Annotated in this window: 12 protein-coding genes; 7 read left to right on the plus strand and 5 right to left on the minus strand. The window is 72.7% G+C overall.

All coding sequences use genetic code 11. The annotated features are described in order from the left end of the window. Positions 1-74 precede the first annotated feature (74 nt). From BMY07_RS02780 to BMY07_RS02795, 4 genes are all read left to right on the plus strand, one after another. The gene (locus tag BMY07_RS02780; protein WP_092774779.1) at positions 75-1,538 is read left to right on the plus strand and encodes a S1 family serine peptidase; all 1,464 of its coding nucleotides are present in this window, start codon (positions 75-77) and stop codon (positions 1,536-1,538) included. A gap of 191 nt (positions 1,539-1,729) precedes the next feature. Then, positions 1,730-4,564: an AAA family ATPase gene (locus BMY07_RS02785; protein WP_177215398.1), complete on the plus strand. Its 2,835-nt coding sequence runs from the start codon at positions 1,730-1,732 to the stop codon at positions 4,562-4,564. A 168-nt stretch (positions 4,565-4,732) separates the two neighbouring features. Further along, positions 4,733-7,117, plus strand: a complete 2,385-nt coding sequence (locus tag BMY07_RS02790; protein WP_218150567.1) for a Xaa-Pro dipeptidyl-peptidase — start codon at positions 4,733-4,735, stop codon at positions 7,115-7,117. A 253-nt stretch (positions 7,118-7,370) separates the two neighbouring features. Continuing rightward, on the plus strand, positions 7,371-8,951 hold the full coding sequence (locus tag BMY07_RS02795; protein ID WP_245782154.1) for a M20/M25/M40 family metallo-hydrolase: 1,581 nt from the start codon (positions 7,371-7,373) through the stop codon (positions 8,949-8,951). 47 nt (positions 8,952-8,998) lie between these two features. Here BMY07_RS02795 and BMY07_RS02800 read toward each other — a convergent pair whose 3' ends face one another. Both BMY07_RS02800 and BMY07_RS02805 read right to left on the minus strand, forming a co-directional pair. Further along, on the minus strand, positions 8,999-11,857 hold the full coding sequence (locus tag BMY07_RS02800; RefSeq protein WP_092774781.1) for a helix-turn-helix transcriptional regulator: 2,859 nt from the start codon (positions 11,855-11,857) through the stop codon (positions 8,999-9,001). A gap of 75 nt (positions 11,858-11,932) precedes the next feature. Continuing rightward, positions 11,933-12,655 (minus strand): S1 family peptidase, encoded by a 723-nt coding sequence (locus BMY07_RS02805; RefSeq protein ID WP_092774782.1) that lies wholly within the window; start codon positions 12,653-12,655, stop codon positions 11,933-11,935. Positions 12,656-12,977: 322 nt separating this feature from the next. On the opposite strand from BMY07_RS02805, the gene BMY07_RS02810 reads away from it, so the two are divergent. From BMY07_RS02810 to BMY07_RS02820, 3 genes are all read left to right on the plus strand, one after another. Further along, positions 12,978-13,868, plus strand: coding sequence for a helix-turn-helix transcriptional regulator (locus tag BMY07_RS02810; protein ID WP_177215399.1), 891 nt, complete (start codon positions 12,978-12,980; stop codon positions 13,866-13,868). 25 nt (positions 13,869-13,893) lie between these two features. After that, a complete protein-coding gene (locus BMY07_RS02815; protein WP_092774784.1) occupies positions 13,894-14,646 on the plus strand; it encodes an SDR family oxidoreductase in 753 nt (250 codons plus the stop codon). A 145-nt stretch (positions 14,647-14,791) separates the two neighbouring features. After that, positions 14,792-15,238: a GNAT family N-acetyltransferase gene (locus BMY07_RS02820; RefSeq protein WP_092774785.1), complete on the plus strand. Its 447-nt coding sequence runs from the start codon at positions 14,792-14,794 to the stop codon at positions 15,236-15,238. Between the two features lie 268 nt (positions 15,239-15,506). On the opposite strand, the gene BMY07_RS02825 is transcribed toward BMY07_RS02820, so the two are convergent. The 3 genes from BMY07_RS02825 to BMY07_RS02835 form a co-directional block, all read right to left on the minus strand. Continuing rightward, entirely contained in the window at positions 15,507-16,232 is a 726-nt protein-coding gene (locus tag BMY07_RS02825) for a dienelactone hydrolase family protein (protein ID WP_092774786.1), read from the minus strand. A 166-nt stretch (positions 16,233-16,398) separates the two neighbouring features. After that, positions 16,399-16,761 (minus strand): RNA-binding S4 domain-containing protein, encoded by a 363-nt coding sequence (locus BMY07_RS02830; protein WP_218150568.1) that lies wholly within the window; start codon positions 16,759-16,761, stop codon positions 16,399-16,401. A gap of 41 nt (positions 16,762-16,802) precedes the next feature. Then, positions 16,803-19,301: an FtsX-like permease family protein gene (locus tag BMY07_RS02835; protein ID WP_092774958.1), complete on the minus strand. Its 2,499-nt coding sequence runs from the start codon at positions 19,299-19,301 to the stop codon at positions 16,803-16,805. Between the last annotated feature and the right edge of the window lie 459 nt (positions 19,302-19,760).

Consider the following 19,760-nt stretch of genomic DNA (forward strand, 5'->3'; position numbering starts at 1 on the left):
TGCGGACGTTCCCCGCCGGAGGCCCGGTCACGGGGCCCCGACCGTTCGATTCCCTGCAACAGAAGGACATCGACGTGAGAGAGCGCAAGCTTCTGCTCGCCGCCGCGCTGGCACTGGCCGTGGCCGCGGTGCCCGTCGTGGCGTACGCCGCGCAACCAGCCGCCGAACAACCCGCCACGGCGGCCACCCCCACCGACCAGCTCGTCCTCGGTGGCGGCGGGGCCCAGGTCGTCAACGGCCAGCGCACCACCGTGCGGGAGAACCCGTTCGTCATCGCCGGTATGCGAGCAGGCGGCGGGGGACCCCAGGGCCAGTCCTGCACCGCGTCCGTCGTCGGCAAGCGCAAGATCATCACCGCCGCGCACTGCATGATCGACGCCACCGGCGCCAAGCACTACCTCTACGGCGACGACGACCTCAACACCACCGGTGACGAGACCTTCCGCACCAAGGTGGTCTCGTTCAAGGCCCACCCGAGCTACTCCGGGACCGGCGGCTGGCAGACCGGCTACGACGTCGCGGTCGTGACCACCGAGGACGACCTCCCGGTACCGGAGAGCCAGTGGGCGAGGGTCGCCGGATCCGGTGACTCCGCGCTCACCCAGCCCGGCAAGAACGGCACGGCGGTCGGCTACGGGCGCACCTCGGCCAACGGCGGCTCCGGTGTCCTCTACAAGACGACGATGCCGGTCAACGACGCGTCGGGCTGCCAGGTGTTCAACACCAGGGTCAACCCGGACCTGATGGTCTGCGTCGGCTACGACGACGGCCGCACCGCCACCTGCACCGGCGACAGCGGCGGACCGTTCACCGTGGACGGTGTGATCGTCGGCGTGGTGTCCTGGGGTTCCAGCGGCTGCGACCGCTACAGCATCATGGCGCGGCTGACCAACGCGATGGGGGACTGGGCCAGGTCCGAGATCGGCGGCGGCACACCCCCCGGCGACGGCAAGTTCACCGTCGCGGTCTCCCCGTCCTCCGGCAAGGCCGATCCCGGCAAGTACATCTCGGCCACGGTGGCGACCACGGCCGGTGACCAGCCGGAGCGGGTGGAGCTGTCGGCGACCGGCCAGCCCGCCGGGGTGTCGGTGAGGTTCCAGCCCGCGGCGGTGAACTCCGGCGAGTCGGCCAAGGTCACCTTCGACGTCGCCGCGAGCGCGGCGAAGGGCAGCTACCCGATCACGGTGAGTGCCAGGGGAAGCACGGGCAGCAAGACCGCGACCTACACGCTGACCGTGGGTGACGGCGGGTCGACCGACGGCCCCAGGCCGACCGCGTCGCCGTCGTCGGCGACGGTCGCCAGGGGCGGCAGTGTCAAGGCCGCGGTCACCGTGGCGGGCGGGACCGGTGCCAGCAGGCTCAGCGCCACCGGCCTGACCTTCGCCCCGATGTTCTTCCCGTTCAGCGTCAGCCCGGGCGGGACCAGCCAGATGTCGGTGTTCGCGCCGTTCCAGCCGGGCACCTACAAGATCGTCATCACCGCGACCGACACGGCGGGCAGGACCGGTCAGACCGAGTTCGCGCTCACCGTGACCTGAGCCCCGGCAGGGTAACGGGAGGAATAGGCGGTGCGGTCGGGTGATCCCTGGCCGCACCGCCCATTCCTCGTCCCACTTCCGTGGTGGAGAACAACCGTGGAAACAGTAGGTACTCGCTGATTGGGTACGTACCGGGGAAATGGGATTCGATGGCCGCTGGGAATGAGTACCGGAGCCCATTCGGTCTCGGTATGCTTCGGCGCATGGGCTACCTGGCCGACCGGGGACCGGAATGCGGTCCGGCCGCCGCCAGGGGGGTGTGGGTGCGCCCGGGGACCGCCGTCCCGGTGGCCAGGGAGCGGGAACTGGCCGCGGTGACCGAGGCGGCGAAGTGGCCGCCGTCGCTGGTGCTGGTCGAGGGCATCGCCGGGGTCGGCAAGAGCGCGCTGGTCGCCGAACTGGCCCGCCGCCAGGGCGTCGAGCACTGGGTGGCCACCCGCCGCTGCGACCCGTCGCGCGACCGGGCGCCGTTCGGCGTGCTGGTCGACCTGCTCAGCGGCTACCCGCGCGCGTTCGGCCCGCTGGGGCCCGCCGCGGGTGCCGTGCTGGCGCACCTGCCGGAGCTGGCAGACCGGCTCCCACCGGCCCCGGCCCGGCCGTCCGGCGGTGTGGTGGCCGCCGGGTTCCGCGAGGTGATCGGCGCGCTGGGGCGGGTGACGCTGGTGGTGGAAGACGCGCAGTGGGTCGACCGGTGGAGCCTGCGGGTGCTGCGCGCGGTCGTCGACCACCCGCCCGCGGGCCTGACCCTGGTGCTCACCTACCGGCCGGAGCAGGTCGGACCCGGCGGCCCGCTCGGCGCCCGGCCCGGCCGGATGAGCAGGACCAGGGTCGTGGTGGAGCCGCTGGGCCGCGACGGGGTCGGCCGGGTCGTCGGGCCGGTGTCGGACGCGGTCGCGGCGGCGTTGTGGCGGCGGACCGCCGGGCTGCCGTTCGCGGTGGCCGAACTCGTCGGCGCGGTGCGCGACCCCGGTGTGTTGCGCCGGGCCGACGCCGCCGCCGCGGAACGCGTGCTCGGGCGGGTGCCCGTGCCGTGGTCGGTGCGCGACGAGATGGCCGACCAGCTGCGGGGGCTGTGGGGCGCGGCGGCGTCGTTGGTGCACGCGGCCGCGGTGGTGGCGTCGCCCGCGTCCCCGGCGGTGCTGAGCGAGGTGGCCGGAGTGGACGGTGCCGAGGTCGCCCGGCTCGTGCGGCGCGCGGTGCTGGTCGAGACCGACGCCGGGATCGGGTTCCGGTACCCGTTGGCACGACAGGCCGTGTACGAGTCGTTACCGGCTGGTGAGCGGAGGCGACTGCACGAACGCGCGCTCGCCGTGCTGGGGGACCGGTGGCCCGCGCAGCAGCTGGCCACGCACGCGCGCGGAGCGGGTGCGCTGGGTAAGTGGCTGCGCCACGGTGTGCGCGCGGCGGAGGAGGCGATGGCGGCCGGACGCGACGACATCGCGGTGGGGTGGCTGACCGAGCTGGTCGCCGAGCCCGCCCTGCCCGCCGACGACCTGGCCCGGCTGGTCACCGTCCTGTGCGGACACGGCCTGCGCGGCGCCCGGCACCGCGAGCTGATCCCGGTGCTGGAGCGGCTGTTCACCGACCAGCGGCTCTCCGAGCGGGTCAGGGCCGAGGTCGCGATCGGACTCGGGCTGCTGCTCATGCGCGCGCCGGGCGACCTGCCCAGGGCCGACCTCAAGATCAGGACCGCGGTGCGCACCACCGGGGTCGCCGGGACCTGGAGCCTGCGCGGGGTCGCGATCTTCGGCATGCCCTACCTCGGCACCCGGTCGGTGGAGGAGTGCCGCCGCTGGCAGGGCCTGGTGTTCGACCGGATCGAGGCCATGCCGCCCGGCCCGCAGCGCACCACCCTGCTGGCGAGCACCTTGCAGTCGCGGTTGACGCTCGGCGACGCGGGCATCGCGGACCTGGAGGACCTGCTGCCGTCGCGGGTCGACCCGGACGACCTCGAACACCTGCGGCAGCTGGGCCGCGCGCGGTGCAACCTCGCGGACGTGTGCGCCTGGCTCGGCCACTTCGACCACGCCAGGGCGCTGCTCGCCGACGGGCTGCGCGGGGTCGAGTCCGCGCCGTACGTGCGCAGCACCGGCATGGGCACCGAGGTCCGGCTCGACTGGCTGGCGGGCCGCTGGTCCGGGTTGGACGCCAGGGCCGAGGCGATCGTGGCGGCCAACCCGGGTGCCCTGCCGGTCACCGGCGAGGTGCGCCTGGTCCAGGGATTGCTCGCCCTCGCGGCGGGGGACACGGCCCGGGCCGAGGTGTGCCTGCGCGACACCGGGTTGGCCGACCCGGAGTCCGCCGTGACGCCGGTGGTCCTCGCCGCCATCGCCGCACTGTCCATTGTGGCCTTGGAGCGGGGCGATGTCCGGACCGCCTGCACCCACGTCGACTCCGGTGCCGCCATCCTGCGCCGCCAACGGGTGTGGGCCTGGTCGGCCGACCTGGTCCCGGCCGCGGTGTTGGCCTACGCCGCGGCGGACCGGCTCGACGACGCCCGCAGGCTGCTCGACCAGACCGCGGCGGGCATCGCGACCCTCGACGGCCCGTTCCTGCGCGCGTCCCTGGCCGCCGCCTACGCCCACCTCGCCGCCGCCACCAATCCACCGGAGGTCGTGGCCCCGCTGTACACCGCCGCAGCCGCCCAGCACCAAGACCTCGGCCTGCCGTACCTCGCCGCGACCCTCACCGAACGCGCCGCACTCCTCGGCGCCCCGCACTCGTTCCTGGCGCTGGCCAAGACCTACGAGGAACTCGGCGCCGTCATCGCCGCCGCCCGCTGCCGCCACCACGCCCGCCGCGCGGGCACCCCCATGCCCTCCACCCGCGGCCGCCGCGGCTACGGCCGCTCCCTTTCCCCGCGCGAGGCCGAGATCGCGCGCCTGCTCGCGGACGGGCGCACCAACCGCGAGATCGCCGAGACCCTCTTCCTGTCCCGCCGCACGGTCGAGGACCACGTCGCCAACATCCTCCGCAAACACGGCGCCCTGTCCCGTGCCGCGTACGTCTCACGTCATGGGAGCTGACCCCGTCGCGTTCCCAGATGGTCCGCTTCCTCAAGTGCCTTGAAGTCGGGCGTTCACAGTTAAAGCGGACAGGTCATCACTGTTATGCGCGGGTGCCGGACGGCGGATTGACGCCGAGGGGTGGGGTGGGGCTGGCTGGTGGTCCCTGCAAGAAGTGAAGGAGCGCCCATGCGGCCCCTGCCCCGTGCCGTGCTGGTTGCCGCGCTCGTCGTCGCTGGTGGTGTCCCCCTGGTCACCAGTGCGGCGAGCGCGCGAGAGAGCACCGCGACGATGCTCGAGGAACGCGTCTACGTCGAGACGAGCGTGGACACAGACGGCAACGGGCGGCTCGACCGAGTCGCCATCGACATCTCCCGACCGTCCGGCAGCACCCGGGTACCGGTCGTGTTCGAGCACAGCCCCTACGTCAAGGGGCTGAACACCTCCGCCAACTACAACCCCAATGTGGACCGACTCCCGCAGGAGGGCGTCACCGCCGGGTCCGCCGCCCCGTTCGCCGAGTCGCTGCGGCCCGCGCCAGACCTGCCCGACTGGTACGACGACTACTTCGTGCCGCGCGGGTACGCCGTGGTGATGGGGCACAGCATCGGCACCGGTGATTCGGACGGCTGCCCGACGACCGGCGACCGCAACGAGACCCTGGGCGCCACGGCCGTCATCGACTGGCTCAACGGCCGCGCCAAGGGCTACAACACCTCCGGCACCGAGGTGAAGGCGACCTGGAGCACCGGCAACGTCGGCATGATCGGCATCTCCTACAACGGCACCCTGCCCAACGCCGCCGCCGCCTCCGGGGTCCCCGGGCTCAAGGCGATCGTGCCGATCGCGGCGATCTCGCGGTGGTACGACTACTACCGGGCCAACGGGCTGGTCGTCGCACCCGGCGGGTACCAGGGCGAGGACGCCGACGTGCTCGCCAAGGCCGTGGTGGGCAACGCCTCCCGGTGTTCCGGGCAGATCGCGACCATCACCCGCGACCAGGACCGGGTCACCGGCGACTTCACGAACTTCTGGCAGCAGCGCGACTACCTGCGCGACGCCAACAAGGTCACCGCGGGCGTGTTCGTCATGCACGGCCAGGCCGACTGGAACGTCAAGGGATCGCAGTACGCCCAGTGGTGGGACGCGCTCAAGGCCAACAACGTCCCGCGCAAGATCTGGCTGCACCGCGGCGGGCACGGCGCACCGTCGCGTTCGGACTACCAGGCCGCGGTGCTCAAGTGGTTCGACTACCACCTCAAGGGCATCGACAACGGTGTCATGAACGAGCCCAAGGCCGACGTGCAGTTCACCGACGGCACCTGGCAGCAGTACGCCGACTGGCCGGACCCCGCCGCGCGCAACGCGGTGTTCCGCCTCGGCGCCACCTCCGCGACCGCGCCCGGCACGCTGTCGCTGACCGGGTCCGGAGGCGACGTCAAGCAGGCGTTCGTCGACAACGGGCGGACCAGCACGGCCACCACCCTCGTCGCGAGCCCGGACAGCGCGAACGGCAGCAGGCTCGTCTACCGCGGTGACGCCCTCGCCACGCAGGCCAAGCTCTCCGGCGTGCCGAGGGTGACCCTGCGCGCGTCGGTCGAGAACCGCAAGGCCGCCAACCTCACCGCGCTGCTCGTCGACTACGGCGGCGCGTCGCCGGTGGTCGTCACCCGCGGCTGGATCGACCCGCAGAACCGCGACGGCATCAGCGCCAGCCAGCCGATCACCCAGGGCCAGGAGTACGACCTGTCGTTCTCCCTGCAACCCAAGGACTACGTGTTCGCCGCGGGGCACCGCATCGGCCTCGTCGTGATCTCCACCGACTACGACTACACGCTGCGCCCCACGGCCGGGACCCAGCTCAAGCTGGCGCCCGGGCAGAGCACGCTGACCGTCCCGCTGACCGGGATCTCCCAGCCGGGCAACGACTTCTCCGTCGCGGTGTCGCCGGGCACGGGCACCGTCGCCCCCGGTGGGTCGACCACCGCGACCGTCGCCACCGCGACCACCAGCGGCAGCGCGCAATCGCTTGCCCTGTCGGCGACCGGGCTCCCCGCCGGGGCGACGGCGACCTTCGCCCCGACCTCGGTGACCTCCGGCGCGTCGGCCACGCTGACGATCGCGACCTCGTCCACCACCCCGCCCGGCACGTACCCGGTGACCGTCCAGGCACAGGGCGCCACGAGCAAGACCGCGGCGTACTCGCTGGTGGTCAGCGGTCCCGGTGGCGGCTGCAAGGCGAGCACCACGACACCGGTGGCCATCCGGGACAACTCCACTGTGGAGAGCCCGGTCACCATCTCCGGCTGCGCGGTGACGCCCTCGGCGACCAGCAAGGTCGACGTCGACATCCAGCACACCTACCAGGGCGACCTGGTCGTCTCGCTGATCGCGCCCGATGGCAGCGCGTACGTGCTGCACAACCGGACCGGTGGCTCCGCCGACGACATCGTGCGCTCGTACCCGGTGAACCTCGCCGGTGAGGCGCCGAACGGCACCTGGAAGCTCCAGGTCCGCGACGCCGCGACCAACGACACCGGCACGGTGCGGGGTTGGGGCATCACCCTCGGGTGAGCCGGGGGCGGCGCCGGGGCTCCCGGCGCCGCCCGAAGGCGCACGAACGAGGGTTTTCCCTTTCCCAGTAATGGATTCTGGGGTCCACTGGCAACGAGACGTCCTTGCCGGGTGAACCGGACACTGGGTACCGTCCGGACACCGGAACCGGCGCGGCATCGCCACCGGTGGACCCCACCCCTGCTTCCCACGCACCCCCGCCGCTGATCCGGCGGGGTGTCGCGCACCCGTCCTTCTCCGAGGAGGAGAGCAAGTGAAGTCACCAAGAGCGGCCCTCACCGCCGTCGTGTCGGCGGTGCTGGCGCTGGGCGTCACCGCGGGGATCGCGAACTCCGCGCCCGCGCCAGCCCAGCAGGCCCCCGCGCTCGTGTCGGCCGCGCCGGAGATCCCGGTCGAGAACGTCATGGCGCACCTCAACCAGCTGCAGACCATCGCCACCAACAACGGCGGCAACCGCGCGCACGGCAGGCCCGGGTTCCGCGCGTCGGCCGACTACGTCAAGGGCAAGCTCGACGCCGCCGGGTTCACCACCACCCTGCAACCGTTCACCCACAACGGCGCCACCGGCTGGAACGTCATCGCCGAGTGGCCCTACGGTGACGCCACCAAGGTCGTCATGGCAGGCGCGCACCTCGACAGCGTGACCGCCGGGCCGGGCATCAACGACAACGGGTCCGGCACCGCGGCGGTGCTCGAGGTCGCGCTCGCGGTGTCCCGGGACAACCTGCGCCCGGAGAAGCGGCTGCGCTTCGGCTGGTGGGGCGCCGAGGAGCTGGGCCTGATCGGCTCGAAGTACTACGCGGACAACCTGCCCGCCGCCGAGCGCGCCAAGATCGCCGCGTACCTCAACTTCGACATGGTCGGCCAGAAGGACGTCACCACCTGGGGCGTCTACAACCACAACGCCACCATCGCCAACCACTTCAAGGAGTACTTCCAGGCCAAGGGCATCGCCACCACGCCCATCAGCTGGAACGGCAGCTCCGACCACTCCTCGTTCGCCAAGTACAACATCACCGTCGGCGGCATCGGCTCCGGCACCGACCCGTGCTACCACGCCGCCTGCGACACGATCAGCAACGTCGGCTCGCGCACCATGGGCCACAGCACCAACGCGATCGCGTACACCGTGTGGAAGCTCGCGGGCGTGTCCGACACCCCGGCCAACGACTTCGCGGTGTCGCTGACGCCGACGACCGGTGAGGCCATGCCGGGCAACACCCTGAGCGTCGCCGTGGCCACCAGGACCACCGCGGGCCAGGCCCAGTCGGTCTCGCTGTCGGCAAGCGGCCTGCCCGCCAACGCCACCGCGACCTTCAGCCCGCAGACGGTCACCTCCGGCCAATCGTCCACACTGACCATCGCCGTGGCGACCTCGTCCCCGGTCGGGTCGTACCCCGTGGTCGTGACCGGGACCGGCCCCAGCGGCACCCGCACCGCCACCTACACCCTCAACGTCCGCAACGACGCGCCCACCGGCTGCCGCTACCTCAACGGCACCGACGTCGCCATCCCGGACAACACCACCGTCGAGAGCAAGATCACCCTCACCGGCTGCAACACCGGCCCCTCGGCGACCAGCAAGGTCGACGTCAACATCCAGCACACCTACCAGGGCGACCTCGTGGTGACCCTGCTCGCCCCGGACGGCACCCCCTACACCCTCCACAACCGCACCGGCGGCAGCGCGGACAACATCGTCAAGTCCTACGTCCTCGACCTGCGCACCGAGTCGTCGCAGGGCACCTGGACCCTCCGGGTCCGCGACGCCGCCACCAACGACGTCGGCAAGATCGACAGCTGGACCCTGGACCTGCAGAACCCGGTCCGCTAGCCCCGACCCGCCCGCGGGGGTGACCACCCGGTCACCCCCGCGAGCGGTCACGGCAGGTCGGAGACCCGGATGTCGCGGCGGGACACCACCTTCAGCTTCCGCAGCACCCGTGAAGTGTGCTGCTCCACCGTCCGCGGTGACAGGAACAGGATCTCCGCGATCTGGTTGTTGGTGTGACCGGCGGCAAGCAACCGGGCCACCTCCCGCTCCCGGGGCGACAGCGTGTTGCCGTACCCGCGCCGCCCCTGCCGAGACGGCGTGACGATCCCCAGGGTCCGCAGCAGGTGGCGGCATCGCGCGGCGTCATGTGTGGCGCCCAAGTCCTCGTAGCGCTCGGCGCAGCGGCTGAAGGCCTCACTGGCGGCGGGGTCGCCCTTGGCCAGGCGTTGGGCCTCGGCGCGTTCCCAGGCCGTGGCGGCCAGGTAAGGGGCGGAGAGGTCGTCGTACGCGCGAGCGGCGGCGGTGTGGTGGTCCTCGGCCGGGTTGCCGAGGTACTCCGCGATGGCGCCGCGGCAGGTGTGCAGGGCGGCGGACGCCAGGGGGGCCACGACACCGGTGATGCCCTGGGCCAGGGAGCGCATGGTGTCCTGGGCGTCGTGGACTCGGCCCGCGGCGAGGTAGGCGTCGACCGCGGCCGGGGCGAACTCGCCCGCCCACGCCCAGACTTCCTTGCGCCGCAACAGGGCCATGCCCGCGTCGGCCTCGACCACGGCCAGCACCGTGTCGTCGTTGCGCAGGGCCAGCCGCACCAACCCCGCGCTACCGCCCAGCGCGACCGGCGTGATCGCGTTCTGCGGCGTGCGGACCCCCGTGTCGGCCAGGTACCCCGCCGCGGCCGCCCACTCGCCCCTGGCCAGCGCGAGCAGCCCCAGCACCAGGTTCAGCTCCGTCGCGACCGCCATCAACTCGCGGTACTCGACCAGCAGCGACTCGGCCCGTGCGGCCAGCCCGTCCCAGGCGCCGGTGAACCAGTCCAGCCGGATCGCGGTGCTGCGGGCGGTGCTGAGCACGTACAGCGCCCCGCTCTCCTCCGCCGCGCGCGTGCCGAAGCGCAGGAAGTCGCGGGCGGTGTCGAAGCGGCCGATGGTGGTCAGCGAGTCGGCTAGGTTGCTGTGCGCCCGCGCGACCTGCCGCTGCTCGCCCAGGGTCTGGGCGAGGGTGGGCACGGTCCCGAGCCGGTCGTGCATGTCGGGGTCGCCGATGGCCGCCAGGGAGCCGATGACGTTGGCCATCAGGAAGATCCGCAGCTCCGGGTCGTGGCACTCGTCGATGAACGCGTCCGCCTTGCGCATCCACGGTGCCACGAGGGAAAGCGGGGTGTCGCCGGTGAACGGCTGGGCCAGCGCGCTCATGCACTTGGCGGCCAGTTCGGGCCTGCTCGCCAACTCGTCGGCGGCCAGTTCGAGCTGCGCGCGCCCCTCGGCCAGCGCGTCGCTTTGCCGCGACAGCAACAGACCCAGCTGCATGCGGACCTCGCCGCGGGCCGACGACGACAGCCGCGGGTCCACCAGCAGGCGCTTGAGCAGCACCGCCGACCCCCGGGTGTAGAGGCCGAGCAGCGACGCCTCGCCCAACTTCACGCCGAGCCGGTCGACGTCGGCGCCGGTGAGGGTCGGTTCGGCGAGCAGCCGTTGCAGCAGCGGCGTCGCGGTGGTCGCGTCGGACACCGCCAGGGCCTGGTCGGCCGCCGCCTCGCCGTAGTTGAGCCAGTCGACCCGGCGGTTGGCCAGCCTGCTGTGCTCGGCGAGCTGCACCAGGGGCAGCGGGTCGAGCGCGGAGAGCAGCCGCACCGCGCGTTGGTGCAGTTCACGGCGTTCCATCGCGCTCACCGTGCTGTAGACCGCCTGGCGGGCCAGGGTGTGCCGGAACGCGCAGGTGCCGTCGCCGGGGTCGTGCAGGATCGAGCAGGCCAGGGCCTCGTCGACAGCGGCGCTGAGCCGTTCCCCCGACAGCCGCGCGACCTCACCGAGCAGCTCCACCGCGGCCGGGATGGTGAACACGGCCGCGGCGCGCACGAGCCTGCCCGCCTCCGCGGACAGCGCGGCCAGCCGCTCGGCGACCGACTCGCGCAGCAGGACCGGGACCTCGCCCTGCTCGGAGAACCTGCGCGGGACCGTGCCGTCGCCGCTGTCGGCGATCATCTTGTCGCTCATGGCGCGCAGGACTTCCTCGACCACGAACGGCAGTCCGGCGGTGTGCTCGTGCAGCTCGGTGGCGAACGCGGCGCTCACGGACTCGGTGCGCAGTATCGCGGCGGCCAGCATCCGGACCTGCGCCACCCCAAGGGGTTGCAGCTGCACGAGCTCCGCGGTGACGCCCGCGCCCGGCCGGTACGCGGTGCCCAGCGGCATGCCGCCCGCGACGTCCTCGCGCCGGTAGGTCACCACCACCGCCAGTTCCGGGGGCGGGTCGGCCATCAGGAACCGCAGCAGCTGCAGGGTCCCGTCGTCGGCCCAGTGCAGGTCCTCGATCACCAGCAGCACCGGCCCGAGCGCGGCGAGCACCTCGCGGATGGCGCGGAAGAGCAGGTGCCGGTCGAACTCCGGGTCCGCGCCGCCGGTGGCCGGGGCGGGCAGCACGTCCGCCAGTTCCGGCACCGCCGTGCGCAGCGCCGAGGTGACCGGGTTCAGCTCGCCGCACTGCGCCAACCGGCCCCTGGCGCGGCGCAGCGCCTCCAGCACCGCGCCGAGCACGAACGGCTCGCGCAGCTGCTGGCAGTAGCCGATCAGCACGGTGGGCACGTCGCCGCCGAGGGTGTCGACCAGCTCGCGGACCAGTCTGCTCTTGCCGACCCCCGCCTCGCCCTCCACCTGCACGAGCGCGGGCTTGCGCCGCACCAGCAGTTGGAGCAGGCCCAGTTCGTGCTCGCGGCCGATCAGGACGGAGTGCTGTTCGTGGCTCGGCATGGCTCTCCCTGCGGCCGCGGGGCGGGAGGCGCCGTTGCCCCCCGCCCCGCGGTTCGGTTCAGTGATCAGTCCACATCAGACGCCCGCGATGGACTGGATCCAGGAGCGGTAGCGGGTGATGTTGGTGTAGGTGGTGTAGTCGGAGCGGTTGCTGGTGGAGGCGACGCCGATCTGGCGGCCGTTGCCCCACATCGGGCCACCGGAGTCGCCACCGGCGGTGAGGCCGTTGTACCAGTAGGCGCCGATCCCGACGCCGCCTGCGTAGTCGCGCCCGTTGACGGTGTCGACCCGGACGGTGGCCTGCTTGAGGTAGCGGGACTGGCAGTTGATCTCGGCCTGGTTGGTGCAGGTCGCGCCCCAGCCCATGACCGTGACGTACTGGTTGACCGCGACGTCGGAGGTGGTGCCCAGCGGCGAGTACGGGCCCGCGACGGCCCGGTCGAGCCGGACGATGGCCAGGTCGGCTGCGGAGTGCGTGGTGGTCTGCACGCCGTTGGCGACCGTTCCGCCGGAACTCTGGTCGAGGCTGCCGATCCGGAAGGACAGGGTGCCGCTGACGCAGTGCCGGGCGGTGAGAATGTAGCGGGATGCGATCAGGGTAGCCGTGCAGCTCTGCTGGCCGTTGGAGAACAGCCGGGCAGCCCAGGTGGCGCTGCCGTTGTAGTAGCTGCCGCCGATGATCTGGACGGTGGCGCCCGGGTCGGTCGGCGGGGCGGGCTTGGCCGACGCGGCGGGCGCGACCGCGGCGACCGCGGCGGCAGTGGCGACAAGTGCGAGAACGGACTTGATGAGCTTCATGGGCCATCGCTTTCTCCGCGCCGGGACAGGGTGCGCGGATAGTCCGGTGACCCGGTGGGACCCCGGGTCACGCAGGGGGGACACGACGCAATGGTGCGGGCGATGGCGGAGCGTGATCAATCCGTACCCGGTACTTATAAATTGTAGAACCCGTACGTAGTTTGACAGTTTTGAACAACAACACCCTATTCACCGCCGGTACCCCTCAACCGAGTGCGCGCCGCGGTCCGCGGAATCCGGGCCCGCGGCCGGTGGCGCGATCGTTCAAGACGCCGCGGGCACCACGGACCTACTCTGGCCGGAGTGGACAGCGGGAGGTCGGGTGGACGAGTACGCCAGCGCGCGACTGGTGGCCGCGGTGCGCCGCGGCCTCGCCGAGGCGGGCATCGACACGACCGCGCCCCAGGCTGCGGGCGCCCTGCTGCCCCTCGACGCCAAACGGCGGTACCTGTCCGAGGTGGCCGCCGCGCACGGGTTGCTGCCGCTGGCGCGAGCGGGGAGCGTACTGCGCGAACTGGCCGCCGATCCAGCCGTCTCGGCGCTGTCGCTGGCGACCACGCCCGCCGAGTTGCTCGACCGGTGGCGCCGGTTGGAGCGCTTCACGCACTCGCGGCACCGGGTCGAGGCGCGGGGCGACACCGGCGGTCAAATCACTGTAGAACACGTGGGCCTGGCGGGAATCCCGCCGGAACCCGCGGAGGACGCGGTCGTGCTCGGGGTGCTGGTGGCGTTGCTCGGGGTGATCGGCGTGCGCGGGCTGAGCGTCGCGGTGGGACCGTCGGCGCTCGTCGTGTTCGCCGGTGGTGACTTCGTCGCGCCGCCACCGGTCACCGGGTCGGGGTGGTGGCGGTTCGAGTGGACGGGCACGACCGCGCGGACGCCGGTCGCGGTGCCCGAACGGTCCGATGTGGTCACCCGGGTGCGCGGGCTCCTGGCCTCCGACCTGGGCAGGCGGTGGTCGCTGGCCGAGGTCGCCGCGCTCGTCGGGACGTCCGGGCGGAGCCTGCAACGGGCGCTGCGGGCGGCGGGCGGGTTCCAGGACCTGCTCGGCGCGGCCAGGACCGAGGCGGCGGCCGGGCTGCTGCTCGCGGGCACGCACCCGCTCAGCACCATCGGGTTCGCGTGCGGCTACGCCGATCAGCCGCACTTCACCCGCGAGTTCACCAGGCGTACGGCGATGTCCCCGGCCGCCTATCGGCACTCCTTCAGCTGACCACTCTCCGAATTGGGCGAAAACGATGGAACTCACTGGAAGAACCGTTCTGGTCACCGGCGGCGCGCGGGGCGTCGGCCGGGAACTCACGAGGCAACTGGTCGAGCTGGGGGCCACGGTCGTCGCGGTCGGCCGGGACCGGGCGCGGCTGGAGGCTCTGGCGGCCGAGCACGGCTCACGCGTGCACCCGCACGTCGTCGACCTCGCGGACCCGGCGGCCACCGCGGCGTTCGCGGACCGGCTCGTCGCGCTGCACCCGGAGCTGTCGGTGCTGATCAACAACGCGGGCGTCCAGGCGCACAGCGACTTCCTGGCCGACGACCCGGCGGCGACCCGTGCGGCGGCGCGGACCGAGATCGCGGTCAACCTCGACGCGGTCGTCACCCTCTGCGCGGCGCTGCTCCCGCACCTGCGCGCCCAGGACTCGGCGGCGGTCGTCAACGTCACCACGGGTCTCGCGCTCGCCCCCAAGGCCTCGGCGCCGGTGTACTGCGCGACCAAGGCCGGGGTCCGCACCTTCACCAGGGCGCTGGACTACCAGTGCCGCCGGGGCGCGCCGCACGTGCGGGTGCTCGACGCGGTGTTCCCGCTGGTCGACACCGACATGACCCGGGGGAGGGGCCGGTTCCGCAAGATCAGCGCCGCGCAGGCGGCCACCGCGGTGCTCGACGGGGTGCGCCGCGACCGGGCCCGGGTGCACGTCGGGGTGACGGCGCTGCTGGCCGTGATCATGCGGGTCGCGCCCTCGATCGGGTACCGGATGATGCGCGAGAGTTGAGTGGACTGCGGACTTTCGCCGATAAGTGGACCGCCCACCCACGGGCCGGGGCGAGCAGCATGGGGGTGACCGGTGGGCCGATGGGGTGAGGTGGTGTGGTGGACGGGCACACGGCGTGGCTGGCCGCGCTGAGCGGGACCCCCCGATGACCGCCGTCCGCGCCGCCGAGCGCGCCGACCTGCCCACCGTCCTCGAACTGATCGTCGAGCACGCCGAGTACGAGCGCGCCCCCGCCCCGGGCCCCGGCCTGGCCCAACGCCTCGACGCCCTGCTCTTCGGCCCCGCCGCCCGCCTGCACTGCCTGCTCGCCGAACACGCCGACGAGGTCATCGGCTACGCCACCTGCTCCCCCGAGATCTCCACCTGGGACGGCTGGGAGTACCTGCACATGGACTGCCTCTACCTGCGCCCCCAGGCCCGCGGCCACGGCATCGGCCAACTCCTCATGGACGCGGTCCTGCACCGCGCCCGCGCCCTCGGCATGGCCCAGGTCCAATGGCAAACCCCCACCTGGAACGAAGGCGCCATCCGCTTCTACCGCCGCCTGGGCGCCACCGCCGCCGACAAGATCCGCTTCACCCAGGCGCTGTAACCCCAACCCCGTCGCCCGAGCGCCCGAGCCCGCCGCCAGCCAAGATCAACTCCGCTCCGGGGGCCCACCCTCCCGGGGCCCGGGGCCCCATCTCTGAACCTATCGCCTCCTCGGATCTGTCAATGCCCCTCGCGCGCACCCTGTGGATGGTTGGCGTGCATGTGGATGAGCCAGCTGCTGCGGGGACCATCCAGGCGCCGCAACGGGGTCGAACCCAGAGGCACGACTGCCCCCGACCGTGCCGATGTCGGCACGGTCGGGGCCGGTTCTACTTCAGGTGCCGCGCGAAGAACCGGTTCCCGTCATCGCCCTCGAAAGCCGGAACCCCCGTGTGGCCGCCCAGGTTGGCGTGGAGGGTTTTCTCGGTCGAGCCGAGGGCGTCGAACAGGTTCAGGGCCATCCGGCGGTCGTTGCCCTCGTCGTCCCATTGCAGCAGGACCAGCAGCGGGATGGTGAGCTGCCGGGCCTCGTCGAAGATGGCGCGCGGCACGAAGCTCCCGGCGAACAGGAGTGCGGCCGAGACGCGCGGTTCGACCACCGCCAGCCGGACGCCGATGGAGATCACCCCGCCCGAGTACCCGACCGGGCCGCGGAGTTCGGGGAGCGGCAGGAGCGCGTCCAGCGCGGCCTGCCACTCCGGGACCGCCGCGTCGACCAGGGGGAGGACGAGTCGGTCGATGATGTCGTCGGTGACCGGTTCGCCCGCGGTCAGTGCCGCGCGCAGATCGGCGCGGGCCTGGTCGGCGGATACGGAGCGGGGGCGGTCGCCGCTGCCGGGGAGTTCGATGGTGGCCGAGGCGTAGCCCGCCGCGGCGGCCTGGTGGGCCCTGCCGGAGAGCCGCGGGTGCATCGCGCGCAGTCCGCCGGGGTGGCCGAGCAGGATCAGCGGGGCCGGTGCGGCCGCGGGCGTCCACAGGATCCCGGGGATGTCGCCGAGGGTGAACGAGCGTTCGAGGACCCCGTCGTCGTGGCGCTGTTCGGAGGTGAAACGCATGGTCGTGCCTTTCGGGAGTGTCCACGGCGCTCCCGGACGACCTACCGCCCGACCGCGACCCCTGGGGGGAGCACCCATGTCGATACGTTCACAGGTACCACCTCCTCGGTCTGCAGCACGGTCGCGCGGAACGTACCAGCACTCGCCGCCCACCCACCACCGGGTTTCACGCCTGCTGCTGGAACCGGTCCAGCTCCCGCCGCTCCCGCTTCGTCGGCCGACCCGTGCCCCGGTCCCGGCGCGCGACCGGGATCAGCGCCTCGGGCGGTGGCTTGGGCGTGCGGTCGATCAGGCAGGTCGCCGCGACCGCCGCGCTCACCCGCTTGCGGATCGTCACGGTGACCTCGACGACCCGGGTGGTGGCGGCGATGCGGATCCGCACCTCGTCGCCGGGGACCACGATCGTCGAGGCCTTGGCGGGCCTGCCGTTGATCCGCACGTGTCCGCCCCGGCACGCGTCCGCGGCGTCCGGGCGGGTCTTCATCAACCGGACCGCCCACAACCAGCAGTCCACTCGGACCGACTCCACCCCGCCATCATGCCCGGCCACCCCGGCCCCGCGACAGCGGGTCAGTCCCGGAGGCTGATCGCGGTCATCGGGTTGGTCCGCAGCGCCACCCGGGTGGGGATGGCCGTGGTCACCAGCGCCAGGAGCACGGCGGCGCCGACGACGGCCAGGTAGACGCCCACCGGCCCCGCGGGGATCGGGTCGCCCGCCAGGCCGATCCCCAGCAGGACGAGGGGCACGGCCGGGATGAGCGTGCCGATGACCGCCGCGATGACGCCGGTCAGCCCCGCCTCCAGCCACATCATCTGCCGGACCTGGCGCCGGGTGGTGCCGACCATGCGCAGGACGGCGAACTCGCGGGCCCGCTGCGCCGTGGTCATGACCAGGGTGTTCCCGACCGCGATGACGATGTAGCCGAGGATGACCGCGAACGCGACGAGGTTGACCCAGAACGCCTGGGGCGGGTCGGCGGTGGGCACCGTCTCGCCCACGGTGATGGTGGGGCTGAGGGCGCGCAGGGCAGCGGAGACCGCCCCCGCGTCCGCCGATGGCGCCAGACGCACCAGCACCGAGCTGTCCACCGCGTCCGTCGTGTGGGCGCGGGCGAGGTCGGCGGGCAGGACGAAGTCGCCGAACGCCAGGTGGTGGGTGTAGGTCGCGACCAGGCGCGGCGTCGCGAACTGACCGTCGCCGAAGTAGAGCGGGACGGGGTCGCCGAGGCGCTTGTCCATCCAGTCGGCCTGGTTCTCGCTCAGGGCGACCGTGTCCCCGGTCAACGCCGCCAGATCACCGGTGACGGTCCCCAGGTCCACCGCGCCGCGCACCTGGTCGCCGTCGACACCGAGCGCCGCGCCCTGCTCCAAGTCCACGTTCTCGCCCATCGTGGTCGTGGTGAACACCTGCGTGCGCACCACCGACGTCGCCGCCGCCACACCGGGGACCCGCCTCGCCTCGGCCGCCACCCGCGGGGACAGGCCCGGACCCGCGATGGCGTAGTCGGCGAGCGTGGCGGCCTCGGTCTGCTGCCGCACCGCGTCGGTGTGGGTCGTCTGGCTGAAGAACTGCGCGACCGCGAAACCGACCGCCAGCATGATCGGGGTGATCGCCGCCGCGAGCCTGCGGGTGTTGGCCAGGCTGTTGGCCGCCGCCAGGTAGCCGCCGACCCGCGACAGCCTGCCCAGCGGCGCCGCGACCAGCCGGACCGCCGCGCCGACCACCACCGGGCCGAGCAGGCCGACCCCGATCACGATCACCAGCGCCGACAACGCGCTGATCCCGGCCACGACCGGGCTGTCCAGGAACAGCGGGACGGTCGCCGCCCCCACCCCCGCCGCGGTCACCAGCACGCCCGCCACCGTGCGTGCCCGGCCGAGGCCTCGTGGCTCGATCGCGGCCTCACCGAGCGCCTCGACAGGGGAGATCCGGGACGGCTTGCGCCCCGCCACGTACGCCGCGAGCCTGGCCGCACCGACCCCTAGCGCTACCGCCGCGACGACCGGTATCGGTCCTAGAGCCAGTTCGAAGTCCGCGGGCACGATCCCGATCACGGCGAACGCGTCCCGCAGCCACCCCGCGACCAGCAGACCGCCGATCCCACCCAGCACCGCCGCCACCCCGGCCACCAGCAGCGTCTCGCCGCCGATCAGCGCGCGGACCTGCCTCGGGGTCGCCGCGACGGCCCGCAGCAGCGCGAACTCCCGCCGCCGCTGCGCCACCGACAACGCCAGCGTGCTGCTCACCACGAACACCATGACCAGCAGCGCGACCCCGCCGAACGACCCCGCGATGGCGGTCAGCAGCGCCCGCGCCTGCCCGACGTCACTGAACTCCACGGCGCCGCGCTCGGCACCCGTCGTCACCTCGAAGCCCTCGCCCAGCGCCTGCTCGACCCGCCCAGCGACGCCATCGCCCAGCACGCCATCGCCCAGGACCCCGATGGCGTGGACCCGCCCCGGCCTGCCGAACAACGCGGTGGCCTGCCCCTCGCTGAAGTACACGGCCGCCTGCCTGGTCACCCCGGGCGCCGACGCCACCCCGACCACCCGGTACTCCCGACTACTCGCGGGCGTCTCGACCCGAACCCGCGCACCGACGGCCACACCCCGGGCCACCCCGGCATCCAGCACGACCTCGTCCGGCCCATCCGGCGCCTCGCCCTCGGTGAGGGTGAACGGCGCCAGCACCGCCGCCGCCCAGTTGTGCCCCCGCGACGGCACTGGACCACGATCCGTGATCACGGTCGCCGGAAAGTCCACCTCCCCAACCGCGGCGCGCACCCCCTCGATCGCGGCGATCCGCCCAACCACCCCCGCGTCAACGGTCGGCTGCTCCGCCACAGGCAGCCCCCCGAGCACATCAACCCCGTCTGGCCGCACGGTCTGCTCACCACCGACCACCACATCCGCACCCGCATACCGCTGCGGCCCCACCCCCGCGCGTAACCCGGACTCGATCAACACCCCACACGCGGCCACCACCGCCGTTCCACACAGGACGGCCAAGAACGCGCCGACGAACCCGCTCAACCGGGTCCGCATCGTCTGCCAGGCCAGTCCCACCATCGTCGCCACGCCCCTCACCCCAGATGTCCTGATCAGGGCAAAGTCTGGTCGGTGGGGGAGCGGCGCACGATCCCGTGCGCGGGTGTAGTGGTGGTAGTGCAGGCACTACCACCACTACTCCAGTCCGACTAGCTGCACGCGCTGGTCCTGAACATGCCCCTCAACAACGTCGGCCCCACGTGCCCCTCTACGACGTTGGCCAACCACCCGGCCCTCCCAGACGTTGGCCGACAAGCGCCCCTCTGCAACGTTGGCCAGCCACGCGCTCCTCGGAGTCGCTGGTGCCAGGCCGGCTCGATGGGGTGGACTTGTTTTGTGTGGGGGGACGGCACCCGTAGCGTCGTTCGCGGCAGGGCCTGCTTTTCGGCCCCTGCTTTGTGGTTCTGCCCGGGTGTCGTAGGGGCCCCGCGCAAAACGAGTTCGCCCCATCGAGCAAAGCTCGAAACTCGCGCCCCCACG

It is taken from the genome of Actinokineospora terrae (assembly GCF_900111175.1).
GTDB lineage: Bacteria > Actinomycetota > Actinomycetes > Mycobacteriales > Pseudonocardiaceae > Actinokineospora > Actinokineospora terrae.

Bases quoted from the DNA above. Each gene is read 5' to 3' on its own strand.
- BMY07_RS02785 (WP_177215398.1), top strand. From the start codon at position 1,730: ATGCTTCGGCGCATGGGCTACCTGGCCGACCGGGGACCGGAATGCGGT.
- BMY07_RS02805 (WP_092774782.1), bottom strand. From the start codon at position 12,655: ATGAAGCTCATCAAGTCCGTTCTCGCACTTGTCGCCACTGCCGCCGCG.
- BMY07_RS02835 (WP_092774958.1), bottom strand. From the start codon at position 19,301: ATGGTGGGACTGGCCTGGCAGACGATGCGGACCCGGTTGAGCGGGTTC.
- BMY07_RS02825 (WP_092774786.1), bottom strand. From the start codon at position 16,232: ATGCGTTTCACCTCCGAACAGCGCCACGACGACGGGGTCCTCGAACGC.
- BMY07_RS02820 (WP_092774785.1), top strand. From the start codon at position 14,792: ATGACCGCCGTCCGCGCCGCCGAGCGCGCCGACCTGCCCACCGTCCTC.
- BMY07_RS02790 (WP_218150567.1), top strand. From the start codon at position 4,733: ATGCGGCCCCTGCCCCGTGCCGTGCTGGTTGCCGCGCTCGTCGTCGCT.
- BMY07_RS02815 (WP_092774784.1), top strand. From the start codon at position 13,894: ATGGAACTCACTGGAAGAACCGTTCTGGTCACCGGCGGCGCGCGGGGC.
- BMY07_RS02800 (WP_092774781.1), bottom strand. From the start codon at position 11,857: ATGCCGAGCCACGAACAGCACTCCGTCCTGATCGGCCGCGAGCACGAA.